A 23,226-nucleotide genomic window follows, 5' to 3' on the forward strand; every position below is an offset into this window, starting at 1 on the left:
ATGAACGCAAAGATCTCCAAGGATCTTTGAATCTCATCAACGATAGTAATGGGCTGGTAGACAAAGATACTGCTGGTAACAAACTAGTTTAAAGATTTGATGGCCCAAATGGGTACCAGAATACACTGATTAGGAAGTTGAAAAGATTTAATTTTCGTATTTATGAAGATGAACAGCTTCACTCTGTATAACAACTCCCTTATCTCCCATATTGAGATTGCTCATGTTTGTTTGAGTAAAGATTACACATAAGAATCAAGGCTGTGTAATTTGGATTGAGGCGAAAACTTAAATTAACTTCATAAAAGGAAATGTTATGCCATTACCAAAAGATATAAAGGAGATGGGAGCTGCTGTTCACCCTGTTGGTGATTTTGATTTGCACTATCAAAATCCAAAGCCCCATGAAAATGGTAGCCGTTCTATTTTGACGATGAATGTATCGGTATATCTTGAGCTTGGTTATCAGTCTAAGCACGATAAAATAGTGCATGGATATTGCAGTAAAAACGATATACAACAAAGAAATACTGATGGCAGCCAGATTTATTATAAGGATAATCCTAGTGCGGATAAGGTGCTGAGTACCTTTTACAAAGCGCGTGCAGAGACTGCTGCAGTGATAGTAAAAGATTACTTTGTTGGTCAGTGGTTAAATGGAAAGACACTTCAAGAAAATAAGAAGATGTTCCCCTCTGTGCAAAGAGATGAGCAAGACGATGGTTATCACTATGATGTTACATGTTACTACACTCCGGATACTACCTATGTAGTATTTCATTGTCATCCACCGAAAGATATCAGGGTCGCACTCTAACTATCCTTAAGTGAATTGCAGCCTTAAGTAATGAAGTTCTGCCGTTAAAAATTATGAAATAGATAATGTGGCCTTCAAGGGGATGGTTCTCTTGGGGGCTATATTGTGAATATTTCTAAAGTATTGTATAGCATTTTACAGGTGTGCAATTTATAGATGATATTAGTCGTTTTGTGAGTTTTTGCAGATGAAGTTGTAATAGTTGGTATTCGTGAGTGTCGTAAGGGTCGCTCAGCTGATATCTTGAAGTTGTACTTTTAATATGAGCTGTATTTCTGTAAGCCTTGCCCTCTGCATTTTAGGTGTTTATTGGTGCCGCTTTTGGTGTTTAGGTATTCCGCCCAAATGTTGATGGGATGGGACTTATGCCGGTAAAGGCTTTGGCTTAGGGGTGGGGGCTAATTACGCTCTTTTAGAGTGGTAATTAATTTTCTGCGTAAGCATGATTTGTATGATCTGAAATTAAATTGATGTGGATCAAGGCGTTTAATTAATGAGTGTTTTTTGTTGATTTTTATGAATATTTTTGGTGGCTAAATAGGGTTTCTAAATCTGAACGATGGTTTCAATTGGAATATAAAGACAGTTTGTGCATTTTAGTAAGGCGCATAATTTCCCTTTGAAAAGCTTATACGATAGACTCCGCGACTTGTTTTTGAGGTGGAAGCCTCGTGGTTAATTACATCGGAGTTCAGTGTGTCCAGGGATTGGAAGGCTATTTTTAGCATTTTTATATTTGTATTTTTTTACTTTTCTTTCTCTGGTCTTGCCTTGGCTGGAGTCATATCCGGAACAGCCAATAGTTCCACGGGAACTGTCAAGCTTACTTACTCTAAGATTTCTCCTGCCTCAAAGGCTGAGTTTAGAATTTATAAGAGTGGTTCGCTCTATCGAACCTATAGCGTAAGTCCTAGCGGAGGAACAAAGACTTATAACTTAGGGACTGGAACTTATCGTTTTGATTTGTGGGCTGGGAATGAATGTCTACAATGGGGTCGCAATGGGCACTGCTATGAACCGGGTTTTTTCTTTAAAAGAGGTAGCCATACGGTCAAGGTAAGTATTGCTGGATCAGGCGCTGTTACTTTACCTAAAACTAGCAAAACTGGCGGGTTTAAGGTTAGTTGGGGTAAAGCATCAAAAACTCCAAGTAAGTACATATTGTGGGAGCGAAAGAACGGAGGAGCCTGGAGTGATATTTACTCCGGTGGGGGGCTTTCAAAGACATTGGCTGGTCGATCAACGGGTAAATATGAATATAGAGTGCAAGCATGCTTTACTGCGTGTAGCAGCTATGTGTACTCTCAGGCAATAACCGTTGCTAGAACACCGAGCTCGGTTACTGTCCCCTCTAAAAGTACAAATGGGAGTGTTGCAATCTCGTGGAATACGGGTTCTGGTGCGTCAAAATATATACTGCAAGAGAAGAAAAACAGCGGCTCATGGGTCGAAGTATATAAGGGAAATCTAACTAAAAAGACGCTGACAGGTAGGGGAACCGGTATCTATAGCTATCGGGTTGCCGTGATTCAAGGGAGTTTGACAAGCTCGTATAAAACTTCATCAAATGTCACTGTTTCCCGGGCTCCAGGTGTTCCGAAGAATCTTGTTGTTCCCGGTAATGATTCTAATGGAGTTTACAAGGTCAGCTGGGACTCGGTATCTGGTGCCTCTAGGTATAAAGTTGAACAGACGGGTGATGCTACAGGGAACTGGAGCCAAACAGGATTAAGTAAAACATTTACGAAAACAAAAAACGGTAGTTATTCCTATCGTGTGAGGGCGTGTAAAACATATAATAAGGTTGAGTCCTGTAGTGGATGGACAAGCAAAAAGACAATTAATCTAAAGTTACCCAACATTGCATTGCAGTCAGTATCCAAGTCTGGAAAGGTGATTTTAGTTTTTAATACTGATTGGCCAAGGGCCGAGCGTTGTGAGTTAAAGCGAGATAATGTCAAAGTTAGCAGTGCTAAATTCAGTTCTGGGGCAATATTTTCTGAGACTTTGAGTGCTAGTGGGACCTACAGCTATCGATATTCATGCCAAACGTGTTTATTAGGTAGCTTTCCTAACTGCCCGGAGCCTGATTTTGCAGGCTATGCATCCGTTTCAGCTACGGTAGTCATTGTTCCCAATAAGGCTACTCTCTCGATAAAAAATAATAAATCTTACAATGGTAATGCCAGTTTAAAATCCCATAGTACTGGGCCGATCAGCTCCGTACGTTGGCAGAGGCGAAAAAAAGGCACTGCTTGGCCCTCTGATAGCTCTTACAGCACAGCTGTAGCAGTAGATTTTACTGCTACAGGTTTAACAGATGGAAGCTGGGAGTTCCGTAGTAAAAACTGTAACTCTTCAGGTTGCAGCGATAGTTGGAGCGCTACAGCAGGCATTACTGTTTGGAATCAGCCTCTTCCGTCTGCCCCAGTTTTGGACTCTATAGCCAATAGCTCTAACGGCAGTATAAGTTTGAATTGGAGTGATCGCTCCAATGAGTTTGTATATCAGTACAAAATTTATGAAGGCGGTAAATTTTTAAAAACTGTTTCTACTAGTTCCACTTCTCCATCCAAGGTTACAGGTACACAATTGAAGCGGAATGATGGTGTTTATAAATATCATCTTGTAGCTTGTAATTTGAGGGGGTGTTCGGGAACGGGTAACTCTAAGTCTGTTATTGTGGCTAAAAAGCCGGGTAAGCCTAGTGGTTTAAATTTATCTCCGCTTTTCTCCCGAACGGGAAGTGTTGACCTGAATTGGGGAAGTAGCAGTGGCAACTTGGTTCGCTATGAAATTTTTTCAGGTACAGCCACTTCCGTGGATGGAACTATTTCTTGGAATAACTCTACAGTAATCAAACATACAAACCTGGATAATCTGTCTAAGTCTTTTAGTCTTGATGGTGGATTCTTTGCTTATAAAATCCGTGCTTGTAATCAGGTTTCCAGTTTTTCTAGTTGCTCTGCTACAGCAGTAACAGAAGTTGTGCAGGTAGAGCTTTCATCTCCTCCTGTTTCCGTAGATACACCACCACACAAGGCTACTGCCCTAGCGAATACTGATCCCGCGGTATTGGCCTCAGATCGTGTAGGTATTGTGCCTGGAGAGTTTCGTGTCAGTGAGTCTGGTGCGGCCACCTATAGCCTACCGATTCCAGTTGGCCCCTCATCGGGCAGTAGTGTGCCCAGTGTTAGTGTTAGCTATAGTAGTTCTGGGGGGCATGGTCCATTGGGTATTGGTTGGGGCATTAGTGGGCTCTCAGCAATAACCGCCTGTCGAAAATCTTTTGAAGAAGATGGAGTGAATGGCAGCCAGTTTGATAGATTCTGTCTCGATGGCCTGCGCCTAAAGTTAGTCTCATCTGGCCAATACGGTGGTGTTGGCACTCAATATAGAACATCCCTGGATTCTTTTGTCAGGGTCAAGGTGGTATCGACTGGCGTCGGTAGTAAAAAAGGCTTTGAGGTCTATCGTAAGGATGGGTCCATTTCTTACTATGGCCTAACAGATGATTCTCAGAGTACCAATGCCTGGTATATCAACAAGCAAGCAGACAGTGTCGGCAATCGAATTGAATACTCCTATCTTAAAGATAGTAATGTTGGCGAACACCTCATTGAGTACATAGATTATTCGGGTGGAAGTAATGATATTCTCGTTAACCGAATAGAGTTTAACTACGATACTAATCGTTCAGATAAACGCTATGGCTATCGTTTTGGACAAAAGTCCGCTTCGACGAGACGATTGACCTCAATCATCTCTACGGCAGAGTCCGAGGAAATACGGCGCTATAAGTTTTCCTATAAAAAGAGTGGGACAGGTCGATTATTGCTCGAAGAAGTAGAGGAATGTGTAAAGAGTAATTGTCGTAAACCAACGGTATTTACCTATTCAAAGTCTGATGGTGCTGGTCTGGTTAAAGGGCTTGCGAATCCCAATATTTTTCACTCTGGGTTTGAAGGTGGTAAATATGGCGATGTAAATGGTGATGGACTTACAGACTTTGTATTTATTCGCTACGACGGTAGTCATGGAAAACGCTATATTCGAGTTGCTTTAGGCACAAAGCAAGGGTCGCTTGCCATTCAGCCCGGGCAAATGCGAATTCGTTCCAATGAGCGTGAGGAATGGCACCTCTTAGATTACAACAATGATGGTAAAGATGATTTACTGCATGCGCCAATTTCCGACAGTTCTACATATTGGGAAGTCAATTACTCTAATGGATCTGGGTTTAGTGTAACTGATACTCCTACAGCAATTACTTTCCAAAAAGGTCAGTTGGGTAAAATGCATGATTTTAATGCAGATGGTTTGCCCGACTATATCTATTTTACTGGGGGTAACGCTGATCATTTCAGGAGTCAATCACCTAACCTTAAAATCAGGGAGCTGCAGCGCAGCAGCTCGGGCAAGTTATCATTCAAAAATAGTGAAGTAGTAAGAAGTTTGTCTCTTCCCAGTTCTACCCCGCCTGGGGGAAGAACTGGCTTATACATAAATCGAACTAATGTGAATGTGCGCGATAAAGATATCGTGGCTGATTTCAATGGTGACGGAATTGCAGACTTAACTGCGATTGTGTCAACTAACTGGCGTTGTACCGAGCCATCTATCGATTGTTATAATGATATTACTTCAAGGACCGATTATCATTTTGTTGTGTTGATGTCCAATGTTAATGGTGGGCATTCTACTGTTTTTTCAAGGCAAATATTTAATAGTGGTGGGTCCACTGAGCACATGGTAAGTGATCTCAATGGTGATGGCTTACCTGATTTACTCTTTAGGGTCAGCAATAAAAGTGCCTGGAGTGTTTATCACTTTAATGGGGTTAAATTTATAACCGCAAAAGCTCTACCAGCCATCGTAGATGACAATATTCAGTTATATGACTGGGATATGGATGGTCTGGTCGACATTCTTTACCCGAACGCTAACGATAAAATAAATAACGAATACCAGTATTTATATGTGCTCCCCAATAAATCAAATGGCTTTGGTACAGGAGTCAAGACTGGGTTAATACTTGGCGTAGATAAGAGTGACCACAGTCACTATATTATGGATGTGACTGGGGATGGTCGCCCTGAAATCGTTGAAAAATGCGCTAACCGTGATGAAAAAGAAAACCACTGTGATGATATGCGCACCCGCTCAGGGTTCTTTAGTGGTTCTGGTTTTACAGATAAGTATGTCCGTATCCTCAAACCTAAGCATGGTAATAAACCAGTTGATATTCTTGAATCTGTTGAGAATGGTTTCGGCGTTAGAACAGAAATTCAATATGCACGCCTAAATGACGACAGTGCTAATATTTATAATCGCAAGAAGGGCTCCTTCAAGCTAAATTATGGGCGCGGTTCACCCGTTTTTGACTTGTATTCACCGATGTACGTGGTGAAGAAAGTGATTTCTGATGCACCGGCGGCGAATGACAATAACAATACTGTAGAGGCTCATTACCACTATGCAGGTGCGCGTATGCAGAGTGGTGGACGCGGTTTCCTCGGTTTCGAGTCGGTTACCACTTATGACCCTCAAAACAAGGTGAAGATAACAACCCGGTATCGCCAAGACTACCCTTACATAGGGATGCCTTCACAAACGGCTAAGGTAATAGAGCCCAATTCCAGCAATATCAAAACTCCGGCTTCCTGTAGTGAATCCAGCCTTAAGCTGATTAGCTGTTCTATTAATACGCTTAAATCGGTTGAGCCGGTATCCGGTAAAACAGTAATGCCCTATATCAGCCAAGCGCAGGATAAGTCCTATAGCTTGGATGGACATTATCTGGGCAAGGTGGTGACTACCACTAATTACACGGCTGATGTTGATATCAAGTATGGCAATGTCAGCTCTGTGGTGGTTAAAAATTATGATGCTTCAAATAACCTTGTTCAGAGCAAAACCACAAGTAACAAATATAATAATGTGGTTAGCAGCAGCCGCTGGCATTTGGCGCGACTGAATGAGAGCAGCGTCACTACTCAGAGGCAAGGTAGCTTGGCTGCACCACAGATCAAGCGCACTGTACATTTTGGTTATGACGCCCAGACCGGCCTTTTAACTGATGAATGGGTAGCCAAAGGTAGCGTAGAAGAATTGCACACCCGTTACGAACACGATCGCTTTGGTAATCGTATTGCAGCTACTGTGACCGATGCGCTTGGTGAAAGCCGTACTAGCCATACGGGTTATGACAGCTATGGGCGCTTTCCGACCAGTAAGACTAATGCGCTTAGTCAAACGGTAGAGCAGTATTTGGGAATGGATGCCTTTGGCCAACCAAGTAAAGTATTTGATATTAGTGGGGTGGCCACCACTTATGCCTACTCTCAATTTGGTAATCGCTACTTTGAGCATCATGAGACAGGTAGTCATAGCACGACCCTGAGTACATTCTGCGCTGACAGCGGTGGCTGCCCTACGGTCGCTGGTATACCGGCGCATTTTAAGGTGACTACTACCGGTATCGATAAAACAAAAACGGTAATGTACCACGATCGTCTGGGCCGGGAGATCCGCAAACAAACTCAGGACTTTCATGGTAAATCTGTATTTGTAGATACCCAGTACGATGTGCAGTCCCGTGTTAAAAAGATTTCCGATCCCTATAAAAGCGGCAGCTCTCCGCGTTGGACCTCTTACTCCTACGATATTCTAGGGCGCACCACCAAAGTGGATGCACCCAGTGGCCAATGTGATAGCACCATTATCTACAATGGTCTGAGAGAAACTACTAAAAATTGTGCACAGCAAACTAAGGTTACCCAGAAAAATGTGCTCGGTGAGCTGGCCCAAGTCACTGATAACATCGGAGGAAAACTTAAGTATGAATATTTTGCTGATGGCAACCTCCGACATGTTCGTGTATTGAATAGCGGAGGCGGCGAAACTTCAGTAACCAGTATTGAATACGATAATCTGGGTCGTAAGAAACACTTGGTAGATCCGGATAAGGGCACATGGACCTACGGCTATAACGGTTTTGGCGAGTTGGCTTGGCAGAAGGATGCCAAGGGGCAGGGTACCACCATGACCTATGATGCCCTTGGCCGTATGGTGACTCGAGCCGATTACACTAGTTTCAATTCCAGTAGCCAAACAGGCAAGCTACAGAACTTTAGCCGTTGGTACTACGACCAGGATCCTGGTTGTAATTCCAAATACCGATTCGATGGCAAACTGGTGGCCGTAGCCCAAGCTTCCGTAGTTATTAACGGTAGCTGCAATACAAATATGGAGGACATTAGCTTCCTTAAGCTAATGCACTACGATATTTACGGTCGCCTGGGTGAAACTACGACGGTGCTGGGTGTACTTGATGGCGAAGGGGATTTTTATGAGAAGGTCACCTATGACAAATACAGCCGTATCAAGCGTAGCTTTGACGCCAGTAATCAGCAGGTAGCTCGCCAACAAAATTACCTATATGGCATGGAAACTGTTTATAACAGCTATGGGTATAAGGTGGGTGTGCGGGATGTGAAGGCTCCTGCCGGGCAGGGTTACTACTACCGTGTGAAGCGCATGAACCTGCGCGGACAGGTAGAAGAAGTATTGTTGGGTAATGGCCTCACAACCACTTATGAGTATCACCCACAGCACTATCGCCTCACCAGTATCCTCACAGATATTAATCCTGGGGTAGGTCAAGTGCAGAATCTGCATTACGACTGGAATGCTATCGGCAACCTTTTGTCTAAAACCGATCTCAGTGGAGATGGTAGTTACAGCAAGGATCTACAGGAAAGTTTTGAGTACGATGGCCTGAACCGCCTGCGCTATGCACGGCTCTATAGTGGCGGTAGCGAAGCTAGCGTGCAGGAAGTGCGTTACAACGATGCCGGAAACATCAGATTTAAAAGTGGGGTTGGAAATTATAGTTACGATAGTGCTCGACCTCATGCTGTGACAAAAGCTGGAAGCCTTAGTTATGAATACGATGAAAATGGCAACATGGTACGAGGTTCAAATAACCGCATAAGGGAATATACGGTATTTGATAAGCCAAGTTTACTCACCAAAGATAGTCATAAAACCCGCCTTTATTATGGTCCCGACCGTAGTCGCTTCAAGCGTGTGGACGACAATGGCAAAGGTACTGTGACTACCTTGCAGATCGGCAGCGTCGAGAAAGTGATTGAGCGCAGTACTTCCGGTGCCCATATAAAGAGCTTCTATCGCCGCAATATTGCGGGGGTTGCTGTTGAGCGAGTACAACTAAATGCGTCGGATGAAATTGCCGGTACTAGCACTCAGTATTTGCACAAAGACCTACAGGGCTCCCTGGATGTCATTACTGATAGTAAGGGGCAGGTTGCAGAAGATGCTGCAGGTAACAAGTTGCTATACAGCTTTGATGCCTGGGGCAAACGCCGCAACCCGTTGAGCTGGGAGCGTATTGGTTCTGGCCCCTCGAATACGGTTAAGACTTTAAACGTTGGTGCTTTTAATCATTTAAGTAGTAATCGTGGTTACACAGGTCATGAAATGATGGATGAGGTGGGCCTTATTCATATGAATGGTCGGGTGTACGATCCCAACCTGTCACGCTTCTTAACAGCGGATCCGATCATTGATGGTATTACTTCGGTCCAGGGCTACAATCGTTATGCCTATGTGCACAATAATCCGCTGACTTATACGGATCCTTCTGGGTATAGTTCCTGGAATAAGTGGAGAGACTCTGTAGTAAAGCCAGTGGTCGCAGTTGTGATCGCAATCTATACCGGTGGCCAAGCCTTAGCAGCACTGAATACTGCTCAGGGATTAACTGCGGCTGCAGCTGCCTCTGCAGCTCAGGGAATGACAGCCAATGCATTTATGTATTTAACTGCAGCTAACAGTGCAATGGCATCTGCAGTTGGTTGGGCTGCAATTGGTGGTGCGATTGCAGGTGGTCTTAATGGTGGAGCAAGGGGGGCGTTTGTCGGAGCCTTTACCTCTGTTGCCTCCTTGGGAATTGGTCAGGCATTTCAAGCTGGGCGCTCTATAGGTCATACTGCAGCAAACATTACTTCTCATGCATTAATGGGTGGTGTTGGTGCGACCCTTGGAGGAGGGAAGTTTGCTCATGGCTTCCTCAGTGCGGGCTTTAATGGAATCGCCAAGCTTGGGGTGTCCATGATACCGGGAGAGGGCTTTAGTCCTTTGCGAGTATCAGCAATGGCTGTTGTCGGTGGAACAATTTCTAATGCAACGGGTGGTAAATTTGTGAATGGAGCTGTAACTGGAGCTATTCAGCAGGCCTTCAATGGGGAGTTTAGCCGTGATAACCACAGGTTTTGGAAGATAAAATTAGAAAAATCTTTGATGGTGGATGGAGAAATACCTAAGTCTTGTAGTTGGATGGCAGTTTGTAATGCTACATTTTTAGAAGATTCACTTCATGTTGAGCCGGATGGAAGTATTGGGCCTTTATCAGATGGAGAAAATACTAAGTTAGGGGTTTTTGCCTGTGGAATCAGTTCTTGTTCCTCTGAGGCAGAGATTGAGGTTCATTTCTTGAGAGCAATGGTTACAAAGTTCCAAATTGAAAGAAAGGGAGTAAATCCGTCCTTAGTACTTTATGGGCAAAATGATGTGAGGATTTCGTTGAATCAAACAGGTGTAAGATATGAACCCTTTGTTGTGACAGATTTTAATTATCATAAGTTCAATCATTTTAGCGGTCAGCTTGGGTTGGGAGATATGTTGAATGAACTTGCGAATGACTAAACTTGCAATTTTTCTCTGGGTGATCTCGATTTCTTTTTCTTGCGAAGGGCAAGTGATAGATCGGGAAAGTAAATATGAAAATTTGGAGTTGTCGACTTGCCATAAAATTGGCTGTTTGTTTCGCACTACTCCTGCTGATATGGCGGGTTCATATCTTTGGGTTGAATCTTTTTTTCCTATGCGGATAGATGGTGTAGGTAAATTAAATCGTATATATGTTGGTCAGGGGGTTGGAGATATTGAGGTTTTGAGGGTGCCTATCGAAGGGTATATTTCTGGTAGTGATAAATCCCAGTATATTTCGGGTTTTAGAGTAAAAAAGAATAGTTTAAAGCAAGTTTTCATGGTGGTTGTTTATGGAGCTGAAGATGGCCATGCAAAGCAGTTTAAGATCGAAGGTTTTCAATCTTTACTTTAACTATGTATAAGGGCTATATGTTAATAAGGGCGGGTCAGATAAGATTGATTCGTAGTAAAGTTGAATTCTGGTTTTAACCAATTTCCTGAGCTGTTCTTTTAGAGCCCTTTCAGGTTAGTCTGAGAGGGCTCTTTTATCTGTGTTCGACTTTGCTTGAATCTGATGCCAAGATTATATATGAGGAGGTTGTTTTGCTCATGCCGGCATCTAGCTTGCCACCAAAGGGCTAATCGGAAATGTTGTCTAAAAATCAGTGCTGGTAGCTAAGAGTATTTTGGTTCAGATTTTAGATGTACCCCCTGGATGAGCCAAGTTAATCTGAGTGATATATTGATATATATTGGAGGTCTGATATGGATTTCCAAATAGGGTATACGCAGCATTTCCGATTTAGATGATTTTTGGTTTAGTATGGAAATTGTCGGTGCGTTGGCGAATATAGTTAGCGCCCTCAGCGTGGGAGCCTGTAATCACCCTAATTGCAATCGCATTAATATCGGTCATTAAACGCGGGGTAAGACAGGCCTTGTCCCTATAAATGGACAGATCTACGATCCAACCCCGGCCTACCTTGCAACTGCGGACTCAATTTGCTCTACTTGATATGCCGCTGCCTGCGGCTCACCTACTTTGAATAACAATAATGTGTAATCGGAGAAATTCGATGAAGGAAGAAGTAGCTGTTACCCCGGAAGAAGACAATTTCGCAGATGCCATCGCCGCTGTAGCTCTGGTCGCTATCTTTGTTGCAACCTGTATTTTCTGGGTTGCTACCCGCTGACCCATATGTTGTCCCGACCCGGAGCCGAGCCGTACCGGGTACTTCTCCATAAATCTCCCTTTATGACCCACAGCAATATCTTCCCTGGGGCTATTTGCTAGGGCTGAAATCTATTTATGCAGTAATTTTTGTAATCAAGCGGGCGAGGAGCCCGCTTATGATGAGAGAATTCTAGCTGGGGGAGAGTTTTAGCCCATATTGCCCAGTACGGTCTTTACGATCAGTATCAGGGTTAAGACAAACAAAATGGTGAAGACAATTCCGGCGACAACAAAGTGCATCATGCTACCGCTTTGAAAGTCCTTCTCTCGGTTCTTGTTGCTCTGAACTCCAATGGCCCCTGCCAAAGTGCTTAGTACAATCTGGCCTAGTCCGGGCTTCCTTGCTCGTTTCTTATTATTTTCCTGCATGGGGGGATCCTCACTCTTCGAGATTTGGGCGCAGCCAGCGCTCCAGTTCCTGTTCACTAATTCCTTTGCGCTTGGCCAGGCTTTGCAGCTGGTCCCGACCGATTTTACCGACATTAAAGTATTTGGCCTGTGGGTGGGCGAAGTACCAGCCGCTGACTGCGGCCGCTGGCATCATGGCGAAATGCTCGGTCAGGCTGACCCCGGCATTTTCTTCGGCGTTCAATAAACTGAACAAAGTCGCCTTTTCTGAGTGGTCCGGGCAGGCGGGATAGCCGGGCGCCGGGCGGATACCCTGATAGGCTTCTTTGATTAGCTGCTCATTGCTCAACTCTTCATCTGCCGCATAGCCCCAGTATTCCTTGCGTACTTGGCGGTGCAGGGTTTCAGCAAAGGATTCTGCCAGTCGGTCCGCCAGGGCCTTCACCATAATTGCGTTATAGTCATCGTGCTTGGCTTCGTAGCTCTGTGCCAGCTCGTCGGCGCCGATGCCAGTGGTAACTGCGAAGCCGCCGACATAATCGATATAGCCGGAATCCAGAGGCGCGACAAAGTCTGCCAGTGAACGGCACAGACCATCGCCGCCCATCTTTTGTACCTGTTGGCGAATATGATGTAAACGCGCCAGTTCATCACTGCGCGCTTCATCCTTGTACACGATGATATCGTCGCCGATGCTATTGGCGGGCCACAAACCGAACACAGCGCGGGCGTGCAGCTGCTTTTTGGCAATCATCTCTTTCAGCAGGCGCTGGGCATTGTGGTAGAGATCGCTGGCAGCCTCGCCGACCACTTCATCCTTGAGGATAGCCGGATACTTGCCCGCCAGATCCCAGGATAAAAAGAAGGGTGTCCAATCAAGCGTATCGAGGAGGTTTTCCAGGGGAAAATCTTCGATAACGGTAATTCCCAGTTTTTTGGGTTTTACAGGTTGGTAATTTTGCCAGTCGAATTCAGGGGCGTTATCTCGGGCTTCCGCATAGGTCAGTCGGGTGTCGTTGCGCTTTCTATTGGCGGTGCGGGTGCGCACCTTCTCATATTCCGCGCGGACCTTTTCAACAAAGGCGGGGCGCAGTTCTTCGGAAATCAAGCTGCTGGCCACCCCCACAGCGCGCGAGGCATCGGCCACATACACTACCTGATTGCGATTGAATTGGGGATCAATCTTTACTGCGGTGTGTGCCTTGGAAGTGGTGGCACCGCCAATCAGCAGGGGGATATCGAACTTCTGGCGTTCCATTTCTGCGGCGACATGCACCATCTCATCAAGGGAGGGGGTGATTAAACCGGATAGGCCGATAATGTCACAATTCTTTTCCCGGGCGGTTTGCAGAATAGTTTCTGCGGCCACCATCACGCCGAGGTCGATTACCTCGTAATTGTTACAGGCCAGCACCACCCCGACGATATTCTTGCCGATATCGTGCACATCGCCTTTTACCGTGGCCATAAGGATACGGCCGTTGGGCCGGCTGTCCTCGGTTTTTTCCGCTTCGATAAACGGTTGTAAATAGGCGACGGCCTGCTTCATCACCCGTGCCGATTTCACCACCTGGGGCAGGAACATCTTGCCCTCGCCAAATAGGTCGCCAACGATATTCATACCGTCCATCAGCGGACCTTCGATCACATCCAGGGGGCGGCTGCTATTGGCGCGGGCCTCTTCGGTGTCTGCCTCGATATAGTTGTTGATTCCTTTTACTAAGGAGTGCGCCAGACGTTCTTTGACCGGCAGCTCACGCCAGCTCAGGTCTTCCTTGCGCGTTGTGCCGCCGCCTTCACCCATATATTTGGGGGCGATATCCAGTAGGGCTTCGGTGGCTTCGTCATTGCGATTGAGGATGACGTCTTCCACCTTTTCCCGCAGTTCTTCAGGCAGCTCGTCATAGACCGCCAGCTGACCGGCGTTGACAATGCCCATATTCAGGCCGGCCTTGATGGCGTGGAATAGGAATACCGAGTGGATGGCCTCACGCACTGGGTTGTTGCCGCGGAAAGAGAAGGAAACGTTAGAGACACCACCGCTGATTTGAGCACCCGGTAGGTTCTCACGAATCCAACGGCAGGCCTCAATAAAGTCCACCGCGTAGTTGTTGTGCTCCTCAATACCAGTGGCGACAGCGAAAATATTGGGATCGAAAATAATATCGGTGGGGTCGAAACCGACTTCCTCTACCAATACTTCATAACTGCGCTTACAGATTTCGATTTTGCGCTCAAAGGTATCCGCCTGACCCTGCTCATCAAAGGCCATCACCACTACGGCGGCACCATAGCGCAGGCACAGTTGCGCCTTCTCAATAAACTCCTCTTTGCCTTCCTTGAGGCTGATGGAGTTCACGATGGGTTTACCTTGGATGCACTGCAACCCGGCCTCAATCACCTCCCATTTGGAGGAGTCCACCATAAAGGGCACCTTAGCGATGTCGGGCTCGGTGGCGGCCAGGTTGAGAAAACGGCGCATGGCGGCGTGTGCATCGAGCATCGCCTCATCCATATTGAAATCAATCACCTGCGCGCCATCTTCCACCTGAGCGGCGGCGACCTGCAGGGCGGTATCGTAATCCTCTTCAAGAATCAGTCGCTTGAAACGGGCGGAGCCGGTCACATTACAGCGCTCGCCCACATTGACGAAGAGGGCGCTTTCGTCGGCCACAAAAGGCTCCAAACCGGAAAGGCGTAAAGCCGGTTTGATCTCGGGCAACTGGCGTGGAGGGATATCGGATACCGCCTCTGCAATGGCGCGGATGTGTTCTGGAGTGGTGCCGCAGCAGCCGCCGAGAATATTGATAAAGCCACTGCGGGCAAACTCCGCCACAATCGCCGCGGTTTGCTCCGGGGTTTCGTCGTATTCGCCAAACTCATTGGGCAGGCCGGCATTGGGGTGCGCGGAAACATAAGTGGCACAGGCGCCAGATAAAGCCTCTACATAGGGGCGCAGTTCGGTGGCCCCTAGGGCACAGTTAAGGCCAACGGAGATGGGCTTGGCGTGTGCGATGGAGTAGTAAAACGCCTCGGTAGTCTGGCCGGAGAGGGTGCGGCCGGAGGCGTCAGTGATGGTGCCGGAGATCATAATCGGCAACTCGAAGCCCAGCTCCTCAAACAGCTGCTGCATGGCGTAAATGGCCGCCTTGGCATTGAGCGTGTCGAAGATGGTTTCAATCAGGATCAGGTCACTGCCGCCCTCTATTAGGGCGCGGCCGGCTTCCACATAATTGTGTACCAGCTCATTGAAAGTCACATTGCGCGCACCCGGGTCGTTGACATCTGGGGAAATACTGGCGGTACGTGAGGTAGGGCCAATCACCCCGGCCACCCAGCGGGGGCGCTCTGGGGTGGAGAGGGCATCCGCCGCGCGGCGGGCCACTTCTGCTGAGGTTCGATTCAGCTCTACTACAAGATGTTCCATGTCGTAATCAGACTGGGACAGCTCAGTCGCATTAAAAGTATTGGTCTCGATAATATCGGCGCCAGCTTCCAGGTATTGCCGGTGGATCTGTTCGATCAGGTAGGGACGAGTAATGCTTAATAGGTCGTTATTGCCTTTCAGATCCTTATGGAAATCGGCAAAGCGAGCGCCGCGGTAATCCTCTTCCTGCAACTTTTCCCGCTGGATCATGGTTCCCATAGCGCCGTCGAGAATCAGGATGCGCTGAGCGAGCGCGGCTTTGAGTTGCTCCAGGCGTTGATTGCGGGACAGCGCAGACATTGACCAATCCTTAATTGTCTATGGCGGGAAAGGCATCAATCTTAGCACACGGATACTTGTCAACAGGGGCTAAATTGATGGATAAAAAATACCACGACACAATAACCGGTAATTTTTTACTAACGGCGTGCAATTTCTATCTATAGTTTGGCCTTCAGCAGACATAAAAACTCAGGAGAGGGCCTGGCTCGCCAATGGTACAAAAGGTTGTACCAAGCGAAAGTCTGGCTCAGTGAAGGAGATACATCGTGCAATCAATGGATAAGAACCGCCGGGTTGTATTGGCTTCCCGGCCCGAAGGGGCACCGAGCGAAGACAATTTTAGTATTGAGGAGTTGGGGGTGCCCGAACCTGCTCGGGGTGAGGTGTTGTTACGAACGGTTTTTCTTTCCCTGGACCCCTATATGCGCGGCCGTATGAGTGATGCCAAATCGTACGCAGAGCCGGTACCCCTGGGGGGCGTTATGGTGGGTGGCACAGTAAGCCGGGTGCTTGTGTCACACCTGGATGATTTCGAAGAGGGAGACTGGGTACTGGGTTATTGCGGATGGCAAGATTATGCAATCTCAGATGGTGAAGGGTTGGTGAATCTTGGTAAAAATCCCAGCCATCCCTCCTATGCACTCGGTGTTTTGGGTATGCCGGGTATTACCGCCTATTACGGGCTGCTGGAAATTGGCCAGCCAAAAGCAGGGGATACTCTGGTTGTCGCTGCAGCTACTGGCCCTGTGGGCTCCACTGTAGGGCAGATTGGTAAAATTCAGGGATGCCGGGTAGTTGGTATTGCCGGTGGAGCAGAAAAATGCCGCTACGCGGTAGAGGAGTTGGGCTTTGATATCTGTCTCAACCACCGAGCAGAGGAGTTTCCCGAGCAGTTGGAGGAGGCCTGTCCAGACGGTGTGGATGTGTATTTCGAAAATGTGGGCGGAGATGTATTTGATGCGGTTTTACCGCTTCTCAATGACTTTGCCCGGGTTCCCGTGTGTGGGCTGGTTGCTCACTACAACGCTACGTCATTGCCTGAGGGTCCGGATCGCCTGAGCTTGTTGATGCGTGAAATCCTTACCAAGCGCCTTAAAATCCAAGGATTTATTATTTTTGATCAATATGAGCGCTTCGGCGATTTTATTATTGGTTTGAGTCACTGGGTTGGCGAGGGTCGCATCAAATACCGTGAGGATCTGGTTGAGGGGTTGGAAAAAGCGCCCCGCGCCCTGATGGGGTTATTACAGGGGGAGAATTTTGGCAAAGTCGTGGTGCGCTTGGGTACCGACGATTAATTGCAGAACTGAATCAATAACAGGCACCAGGGAGGTCGCCGATGAAAATTTTAATGGTTTTGACTTCACACGATAAGCTGGGCAATACCGGTAAGAAGACTGGTTTTTGGCTGGAGGAATTTGCCGCGCCTTACTACGTCTTCAAAGATGCCGGGGCGCAAGTCACACTGGTTTCCCCCAAGGGCGGGCAACCACCGCTAGACCCCAAAAGTGATGAACCAGATTTCCAGACCGATGCCACCCTGCGTTTCCGCCAGGATCCGGCAGCCCAGCAAGCGCTTGCCAATACGGGCAAGCTTGCCAATGTGCAGGAGGCGGATTTCGATGCTGTTTTTTATCCCGGTGGTCACGGCCCCCTTTGGGATCTGGCAGAGGATAAGGATTCCATTTCCCTGATTGAAGCGTTCTATGGGGCTGATAAGCCGGTAGGTGCAGTGTGTCATGCACCGGCCATTTTTCGCCATACCCGGCGCAAAGGCGGCCATCCCTTGGTTTCCGGCAAGAGTGTCACCGGCTTTAGTAACTCCGAGGAGGAGGCGGTGGGATTGGTGGATGTTGTGCCCTTTTTGGTGGAGGATATGCTTAAGGATCGCGGAGGTAACTACTCCAGCGAAGACGATTGGGCACCCTATGTGGTCGTGGATGGCAAGCTGGTCACTGGTCAGAACCCCGCTTCTTCGGAGGATGTGGCACAAACCCTGATGGGAATGATCCCCGTTTGAGCCATTTTTTTGGGGGGTGTCCGGAGCTGTCACCCTCCCGAAAAACACACCGGTTTCACTTGGGCGTTTCTGAGAGTAAAATACCCGACAAAGAAGCTCGGTTATTTGAGAAGGCTTATGTCAGAACTGAATGTCACCATCACTGAATCCGCGCAGGAGTACCTGAAGGAACTGCTGGCCAAGCAGGACTGCGAGGGAATCGCGATTCGTATGTTTGTCTCCAATCCAGGTACTCCCAGTGCCGAAACTTGCATTGCCTACTGTCGCCCCGGCGAGGAGGAGGCAGAAGATGTGGTGATGGAGATGAACGGCCTCAAGGCCTACTTTGAAGGCCGCAGTGTGCCTTACCTGGACGATGCCAGGGTTGACTACTCCTCCGATAAAATGGGTGGCCAGCTCACCATTCGCGCGCCCAACTCGCGAATGCCGAAGATCACCGATGACAGCCCAATAGAAGACCGTATTAACTATGTACTCTTCAATGAGGTAAACCCCGGGCTGGCGGCTCACGGGGGGCAGGTGAGCCTGGTGGAGGTCACAGAGGATAAATTTGCCGTGTTGAAGTTTGGCGGCGGCTGCCAGGGTTGTGGCATGGTGGATATGACCTTGAAAGAAGGTGTTGAGAAAACTCTAAAAGAGAAAATCCCCGAACTGGCCGGTGTTAAAGATATTACCGATCACACTGATAAGTCTCAGGCTTATTACTAATAGTTGGGCCCGTATGCTCTTCCCAGAGAGAATTAAAAGGCGAAGTAATACTTCGCCTTTTTTCTTGCTTATCTGAACTGGTTAGTTCCTTTCTTATGATTTTGCCTCCCTTCTTACCTGTCGCTGCACTCCTTATTAACTTCTGAAGGCGCCTGGGCCGCCCCGGACTTTGCCTGCCCCGTATATATTTTAAAGACCTCTTGGATTTGTAGCTGGGGTGGTATCCACGCTCAAAAGGGGTGTATGGCGCCTTGTGGGCGCTCTGACTTCAGTGGCTATAGCGGGCAGGCCGGGATAGAGTTCTATGTTCGATCAGGTGGTATTCGCCGGTGGAGGAGTGCGCTGTACCTGGCAGATTGGGTTTTGGCAGTCTGTTGCAGACAGGATTCAACTTAGACCCAAGGTGGTGAGTGCCGTCTCAGCCGGCGCTCTGGTTTCCAGCCTGATATTGATGGGCAAGTCCTTGGATGCAGTAGAGTATTTTGCCGAGGCCTTCGAGGAAAATCCCAGTAATGTTCACTGGGGCAATCTCTTTCGTAAAGACCCGCTATTTCCCCATCACCACATCTACCGTAATGGCATGAACCGACTGTTTGAGGGTGGTTTTGAACGCCTGCGAGAGGCTGCGGAAATGCGAATAGCAGTTAGCCATTCGCCGGGCTGGTTAAATGGCTCTTTAGCACTAATTATCGGAGTTGGTATTGATTACTCCGATACCTTTCTCACTCGTTCTCTGCACCCAAACACCGCCAAGCGCCTTGGTTATCGACAGTCTTTTTACTCGGTAAGAGGCTGTAACAATGTGGGAGACCTGCAAAAACTGATCCTCTCTTCCTCTTGCACGCCACCTTTTACGCCCAGACAACAGGACGGGGGTAGAGAGGTTCTGGATGGCGGTATCGTAGATAGCGTGCCGGTAGGCGGGCTCAAGCCGGGGCCTAGTCAGGTACTGATTCTGTTAACCCGCAATTACCCCCAGTACCCAAATCATTTCAGTTGCCAAAAGGGTGAGCAACTCTGGACCTATGTGCAGCCGAGCCGGCCCTTGCCGGTGAGCGTCTGGGATTTTTCCAATCCACAGAGTGTGTGGCAGGCCTTTGATGCGGGTTATGCCGATGGAGAGGCATTCCTGGCGGCATATTCTCCCGAGGGGAGCGCCAAGTGAAGAATTGGGTTATTGCTAGGTGGAGCAATTAAAGGGTGTTTGATCAGGTGGTATTTGCCGGTGGGGGTGGCCGCTGTACTTGGCAAATTGGGTTTTGGGAAGTGATTGCCGACCAGATAAAGCTCAAACCGAGAGTGCTCACAGGGGTTTCTGCGGGGGCCATGATTGCAGGTTTGATATTGATTGGTAGAGCAACTGCTTCGGTGGATTACTTCTCATCGGTATTCAATGCGAATCCTCGCAATGTGTATTGGAGAAACCTTTTGGGTAAGGCGCCAGTGTTTCCCCATTATGAAATCTATAGGGAAGGTATCCAAGAGCTATTTAGCGACCGCTTTAAAGACTTGAAATCCGCCGCGGAACTCAGGGTTGCTGTTTCCCGGCCACCCAATTGGCTGCCAGCATCAGTGGCATTGGCTGTTGGAGGGGCAATTTATTATTCCAACAAATATTTGCACCGCAAAATGCATCCAAAAGCGGCGCGGCGGTTGGGTTACAAACAGGATTTTTTCTGCGCTCAAGAATGTACTGATATCGGAGAATTTACGCAGCTGATCCTGAGTTCATCGTGCACACCACCATTTACGCCAAGGCTGAGCTTGGCGGGGAAAAAAGTTTTGGATGGCGGGGTAGTGGACAATGTACCGGTTGAGGGCATTGACCCTGGTGAAGGGCGAGTCCTTATTTTACTGACCCGTCGCTATCGGGGCTTTCCCGATTGGTTTACCCAGTCTCAAGGCAGGCAATTGTGGACTTATGTGCAGCCATCACAGTCGCCCCCCATTAGTGTTTGGGATTTCACCAACCCTGAAGGCTTGATCAATGCTTATGAAATAGGGCGCCGCGATGGACGTATATTTATGCAGAACATGTTGGCTGAGCGGGGTTTTTATACGGGGTCGCAGAAAAAGTAACCCGGTATTTTAACCGTCATAAACAGTTGCCAAGAGATGATTGCTACAGATTAGATTTATTCAGCGGGGGAAGTTCGGTAAGTGCCGGCTCAGGAAGAGCGGTACAGTGGTAATAGGGAGCTTTTCAATGTTTGATCAGGTAGTTTTTGCCGGCGGTGGCGGCCGTTGTATCTGGCAGATTGGTTTTTGGGAATCTGTATCTGGTGAAATCAATCTATCCCCCAGAGTGGTGAGTGCTGTGTCGGCGGGTGGTCTTGTGGCGGGCTTACTGCTGATCGACAGGGGCCCGGAGGCGGTGGACTATGTTCGCTCAGTTTTTAGTACCAATCGCAAAAATATCTATTGGGGTAATTTATTTAGGCAGGAGGCGGTTTTTCCTCAATACGCTATCTGCCGCGATGGGATTCGGCAGCTGTTCGAAAACGGGCCTCAGGCCCTGCAGAGTGTGGCTGAGCTGCGTCTGGCGGTTAGCCACCCGCCCGCCTGGATGTACGGCCCTTTGGCGCTAACTTTTGGTGCAGTTATTTATTATGCCGACAAGGGATTTACCCGCAATCTGCACTCCACGGCAGCTACTAAACTTGGCTTCCGCCAGAATTTTTACCGCGCTCAAGATTGTAAGAATATGGATGAACTGGAACATCTAATTCTGAGTTCCTCTTGCACCCCCCCATTTACTCCAAGGCTCCATCTGAATGGCAGGGAAATTCTGGATGGCGGAATCGTGGACAATGTGCCGGTTGGCGGATTGGATAGCAAAGAAGGCAGGGTGTTAATTCTGCTAACCAGTCGCTTCCGTGATTTCCCTGACTGTTTCACCCAGCGTCAAGGTGAACAGCTATGGACCTATGTGCAGCCCTCCAAAACGTTGCCGATTAAAGTGTGGGATTTCACTAACCCGGAAGCGGTTAACAGGACTTTGGAGATAGGTCGAGCTGATGGTAAGGCCGTATTGAGAAGGCTTAGAGAGGGCTCACCCCTTAGTGATGACCTAATCGCGCTTTAAGTTAATTTTGCTGATTAATTTTAAAAGTTGGGTGGCTCCGCGTGGGAGTAAAGGGGGCTGCTTTCTTGGTGGAAATGCCAGGGATGGCAGTGCTGAGGCCTCTGGTTGCACTAGCCTGCTGAATCCATTAGCTTATGCAATTAGTTGCATATAAGCTTTGTGCGGCGGTGCCCTAAGTGGAGAGCGGCTTTAGGCTTTACAAGGGCAGTTTGTCCATTGAACAGGAAAGGATGCATGTTTGATCAGGTTGTATTTGCAGGTGGCGGCGGTCGCTGTACCTGGCAGATTGGCTTTTGGGAGTCTGTTGCCACAGAAATCGGGCTTTCTCCAAGGCGGGTAACCGCAGTTTCTGCTGGGGGGCTGATGGCAAGCCTGATCTTGATGGGGCGTATTGAGGCGGGTAGGGAGCACTTCTGGTCGGCTTTTGCCGCCAACCGCAAGAACGCTTATTGGGGCAACGTGCTAAAGAAAGAGCGGGTGTTTCCCCAGTACGGTATTTACCGCAATGCCATGCTGGAGTTATTTCGCGATGGCCTTGAGCCACTGAGTGCGGCCGCAGATCTGCAGATTGGTGTTGTACACCCGCCGCGCCTTTTGCCTGCTGGGTTGGCGTTTGGGGTGGGGGCTTTGGCCTATTATACCGATAAGCACTTATTGCGCAGTCTTCATCCAAAAATAGCTCTAGGCCTGGGTTTCAAGCAGAACTTTTACCGCGCACAGGATTGCCAGAGTGTGGAAGAGTTGGTGGAGCTCATTCTTTGCTCATCCTGTACGCCGCCTTTTACACCGCGTTTGCGTCGTGCAGGAGATCCCGTGCTCGATGGTGGAGTCGTGGACAATATCCCCGTGGCTGGGCTGGATAGTGAGGCGGGACGGGTGTTGATTCTGCTCAGCCGCTGCTACCCCCGTTACCCAAACCGCTTTACCAGGCGCCGCGGAGAGCAACTTTGGACCTATGTGCAGCCCTCGCGGCCGCCTTATCTCAGCGTTTGGGACTACACCAACCCTGAGTTGGCACAAAAGACTTACGAGCTCGGCCGTACCGATGGCCGGGAGTTTTTACAAAAACACATGCTTGAACAGGAGATGCTCGATGAGCAATACCAATAACCCAATAGCGGAGTCAATCGCCCTGTGGCACGAGATGGTTGCGGAGCGGGACCTCAGTCGCCTGCCCACTATCGTTGCGGAGGATGCGGTATTCCGCTCACCGGCGTTCTTTAAGCCTTACCACAGCTCTGCGGCGGTCTGCCTGATCCTCAATACAGTGATGCAGGTATTTGAAAGCTTTGAATACGAACGCAGCTTCACCACCGAGTCAGGCCGCGATTTGGCTTTGGAGTTTAAGGCCAGCATCGGTGACAAGAGCCTTAAAGGGCTGGATATCATTCGCTTTGATGAGAATGGCAAGATTGTAGAGTTTGAGGTGATGATACGTCCCCTCAACGCCCTGCAGAAACTGGCGGAAGAGATGTCCGGCCGCTTGTCCCAGTATGTGACTCAGTACAAGGACTCCCAGCCGGCCTGATTCCCAATTTCCACCCGTCCAGTTGGCGATGGGTGGAGATTT

The 23,226-nt window shown here is 48.2% G+C and carries 13 protein-coding genes; 11 read left to right on the forward strand and 2 right to left on the reverse strand.

The genetic code is table 11. The annotated features are described in order from the left end of the window. The first annotated feature begins 316 nt into the window (after positions 1 to 316). The 3 genes from ACJJIB_RS10150 to ACJJIB_RS10160 all read left to right on the forward strand — a co-directional run bounded on the left by ACJJIB_RS10150 (position 317) and on the right by ACJJIB_RS10160 (position 10,964). Positions 317 to 817 carry a hypothetical protein gene (locus ACJJIB_RS10150; protein ID WP_444888788.1) on the forward strand — a complete coding sequence of 167 codons (501 nt, stop codon included), beginning with the start codon at positions 317 to 319 and terminating at the stop codon, positions 815 to 817. A gap of 696 nt (positions 818 to 1,513) precedes the next feature. Then, positions 1,514 to 10,546, forward strand: a complete 9,033-nt coding sequence (locus ACJJIB_RS10155) for an RHS repeat-associated core domain-containing protein (RefSeq protein WP_444888789.1) — start codon at positions 1,514 to 1,516, stop codon at positions 10,544 to 10,546. Then, positions 10,539 to 10,964: a hypothetical protein gene (locus tag ACJJIB_RS10160; protein WP_252085594.1), complete on the forward strand. Its 426-nt coding sequence runs from the start codon at positions 10,539 to 10,541 to the stop codon at positions 10,962 to 10,964. Before ACJJIB_RS10155 ends, ACJJIB_RS10160 begins: the two co-directional genes overlap by 8 nt. A gap of 969 nt (positions 10,965 to 11,933) precedes the next feature. On the opposite strand, the gene ACJJIB_RS10165 is transcribed toward ACJJIB_RS10160, so the two are convergent. Both ACJJIB_RS10165 and metH read right to left on the reverse strand, forming a co-directional pair. Beyond that, entirely contained in the window at positions 11,934 to 12,155 is a 222-nt protein-coding gene (locus ACJJIB_RS10165) for a DUF2970 domain-containing protein (protein WP_252085595.1), read from the reverse strand. A 10-nt stretch (positions 12,156 to 12,165) separates the two neighbouring features. After that, positions 12,166 to 15,861 carry a methionine synthase gene (gene metH / locus ACJJIB_RS10170; protein WP_444888790.1) on the reverse strand — a complete coding sequence of 1,232 codons (3,696 nt, stop codon included), beginning with the start codon at positions 15,859 to 15,861 and terminating at the stop codon, positions 12,166 to 12,168. Positions 15,862 to 16,118: 257 nt separating this feature from the next. On the opposite strand from metH, the gene curA reads away from it, so the two are divergent. From curA to ACJJIB_RS10210, 8 genes are all read left to right on the forward strand, one after another. Continuing rightward, positions 16,119 to 17,141: an NADPH-dependent curcumin/dihydrocurcumin reductase gene (curA, locus tag ACJJIB_RS10175; RefSeq protein WP_252085986.1), complete on the forward strand. Its 1,023-nt coding sequence runs from the start codon at positions 16,119 to 16,121 to the stop codon at positions 17,139 to 17,141. Positions 17,142 to 17,182: 41 nt separating this feature from the next. Beyond that, the gene (locus ACJJIB_RS10180) at positions 17,183 to 17,863 is read left to right on the forward strand and encodes a type 1 glutamine amidotransferase domain-containing protein (protein ID WP_444888791.1); all 681 of its coding nucleotides are present in this window, start codon (positions 17,183 to 17,185) and stop codon (positions 17,861 to 17,863) included. Between the two features lie 117 nt (positions 17,864 to 17,980). Then, the gene (nfuA, locus tag ACJJIB_RS10185) at positions 17,981 to 18,571 is read left to right on the forward strand and encodes a Fe-S biogenesis protein NfuA (protein WP_252085598.1); all 591 of its coding nucleotides are present in this window, start codon (positions 17,981 to 17,983) and stop codon (positions 18,569 to 18,571) included. Between the two features lie 304 nt (positions 18,572 to 18,875). After that, on the forward strand, positions 18,876 to 19,736 hold the full coding sequence (locus ACJJIB_RS10190; RefSeq protein ID WP_444888792.1) for a patatin-like phospholipase family protein: 861 nt from the start codon (positions 18,876 to 18,878) through the stop codon (positions 19,734 to 19,736). A 35-nt stretch (positions 19,737 to 19,771) separates the two neighbouring features. After that, positions 19,772 to 20,650: a patatin-like phospholipase family protein gene (locus ACJJIB_RS10195; RefSeq protein WP_444885224.1), complete on the forward strand. Its 879-nt coding sequence runs from the start codon at positions 19,772 to 19,774 to the stop codon at positions 20,648 to 20,650. A gap of 127 nt (positions 20,651 to 20,777) precedes the next feature. After that, a complete protein-coding gene (locus ACJJIB_RS10200) occupies positions 20,778 to 21,656 on the forward strand; it encodes a patatin-like phospholipase family protein (RefSeq protein ID WP_444888793.1) in 879 nt (292 codons plus the stop codon). Between the two features lie 234 nt (positions 21,657 to 21,890). After that, positions 21,891 to 22,766: a patatin-like phospholipase family protein gene (locus ACJJIB_RS10205; RefSeq protein WP_444888794.1), complete on the forward strand. Its 876-nt coding sequence runs from the start codon at positions 21,891 to 21,893 to the stop codon at positions 22,764 to 22,766. Further along, positions 22,750 to 23,184, forward strand: a complete 435-nt coding sequence (locus ACJJIB_RS10210) for a nuclear transport factor 2 family protein (RefSeq protein WP_444888795.1) — start codon at positions 22,750 to 22,752, stop codon at positions 23,182 to 23,184. The genes ACJJIB_RS10205 and ACJJIB_RS10210 overlap by 17 nt, the downstream gene beginning before the upstream one ends. Positions 23,185 to 23,226 lie beyond the last annotated feature (42 nt).

It is taken from the genome of Microbulbifer mixtoriginis (SeqCode), assembly GCF_052467705.1.

Bases quoted from the DNA above. Each gene is read 5' to 3' on its own strand.
- nfuA (WP_252085598.1), top strand. From the start codon at position 17,981: ATGTCAGAACTGAATGTCACCATCACTGAATCCGCGCAGGAGTACCTG.
- metH (WP_444888790.1), bottom strand. From the start codon at position 15,861: ATGTCTGCGCTGTCCCGCAATCAACGCCTGGAGCAACTCAAAGCCGCG.
- ACJJIB_RS10200 (WP_444888793.1), top strand. From the start codon at position 20,778: ATGTTTGATCAGGTAGTTTTTGCCGGCGGTGGCGGCCGTTGTATCTGG.
- ACJJIB_RS10180 (WP_444888791.1), top strand. From the start codon at position 17,183: ATGAAAATTTTAATGGTTTTGACTTCACACGATAAGCTGGGCAATACC.
- ACJJIB_RS10190 (WP_444888792.1), top strand. From the start codon at position 18,876: ATGTTCGATCAGGTGGTATTCGCCGGTGGAGGAGTGCGCTGTACCTGG.
- ACJJIB_RS10165 (WP_252085595.1), bottom strand. From the start codon at position 12,155: ATGCAGGAAAATAATAAGAAACGAGCAAGGAAGCCCGGACTAGGCCAG.
- ACJJIB_RS10160 (WP_252085594.1), top strand. From the start codon at position 10,539: ATGACTAAACTTGCAATTTTTCTCTGGGTGATCTCGATTTCTTTTTCT.
- ACJJIB_RS10210 (WP_444888795.1), top strand. From the start codon at position 22,750: ATGAGCAATACCAATAACCCAATAGCGGAGTCAATCGCCCTGTGGCAC.
- ACJJIB_RS10150 (WP_444888788.1), top strand. From the start codon at position 317: ATGCCATTACCAAAAGATATAAAGGAGATGGGAGCTGCTGTTCACCCT.
- ACJJIB_RS10205 (WP_444888794.1), top strand. From the start codon at position 21,891: ATGTTTGATCAGGTTGTATTTGCAGGTGGCGGCGGTCGCTGTACCTGG.
- curA (WP_252085986.1), top strand. From the start codon at position 16,119: ATGGATAAGAACCGCCGGGTTGTATTGGCTTCCCGGCCCGAAGGGGCA.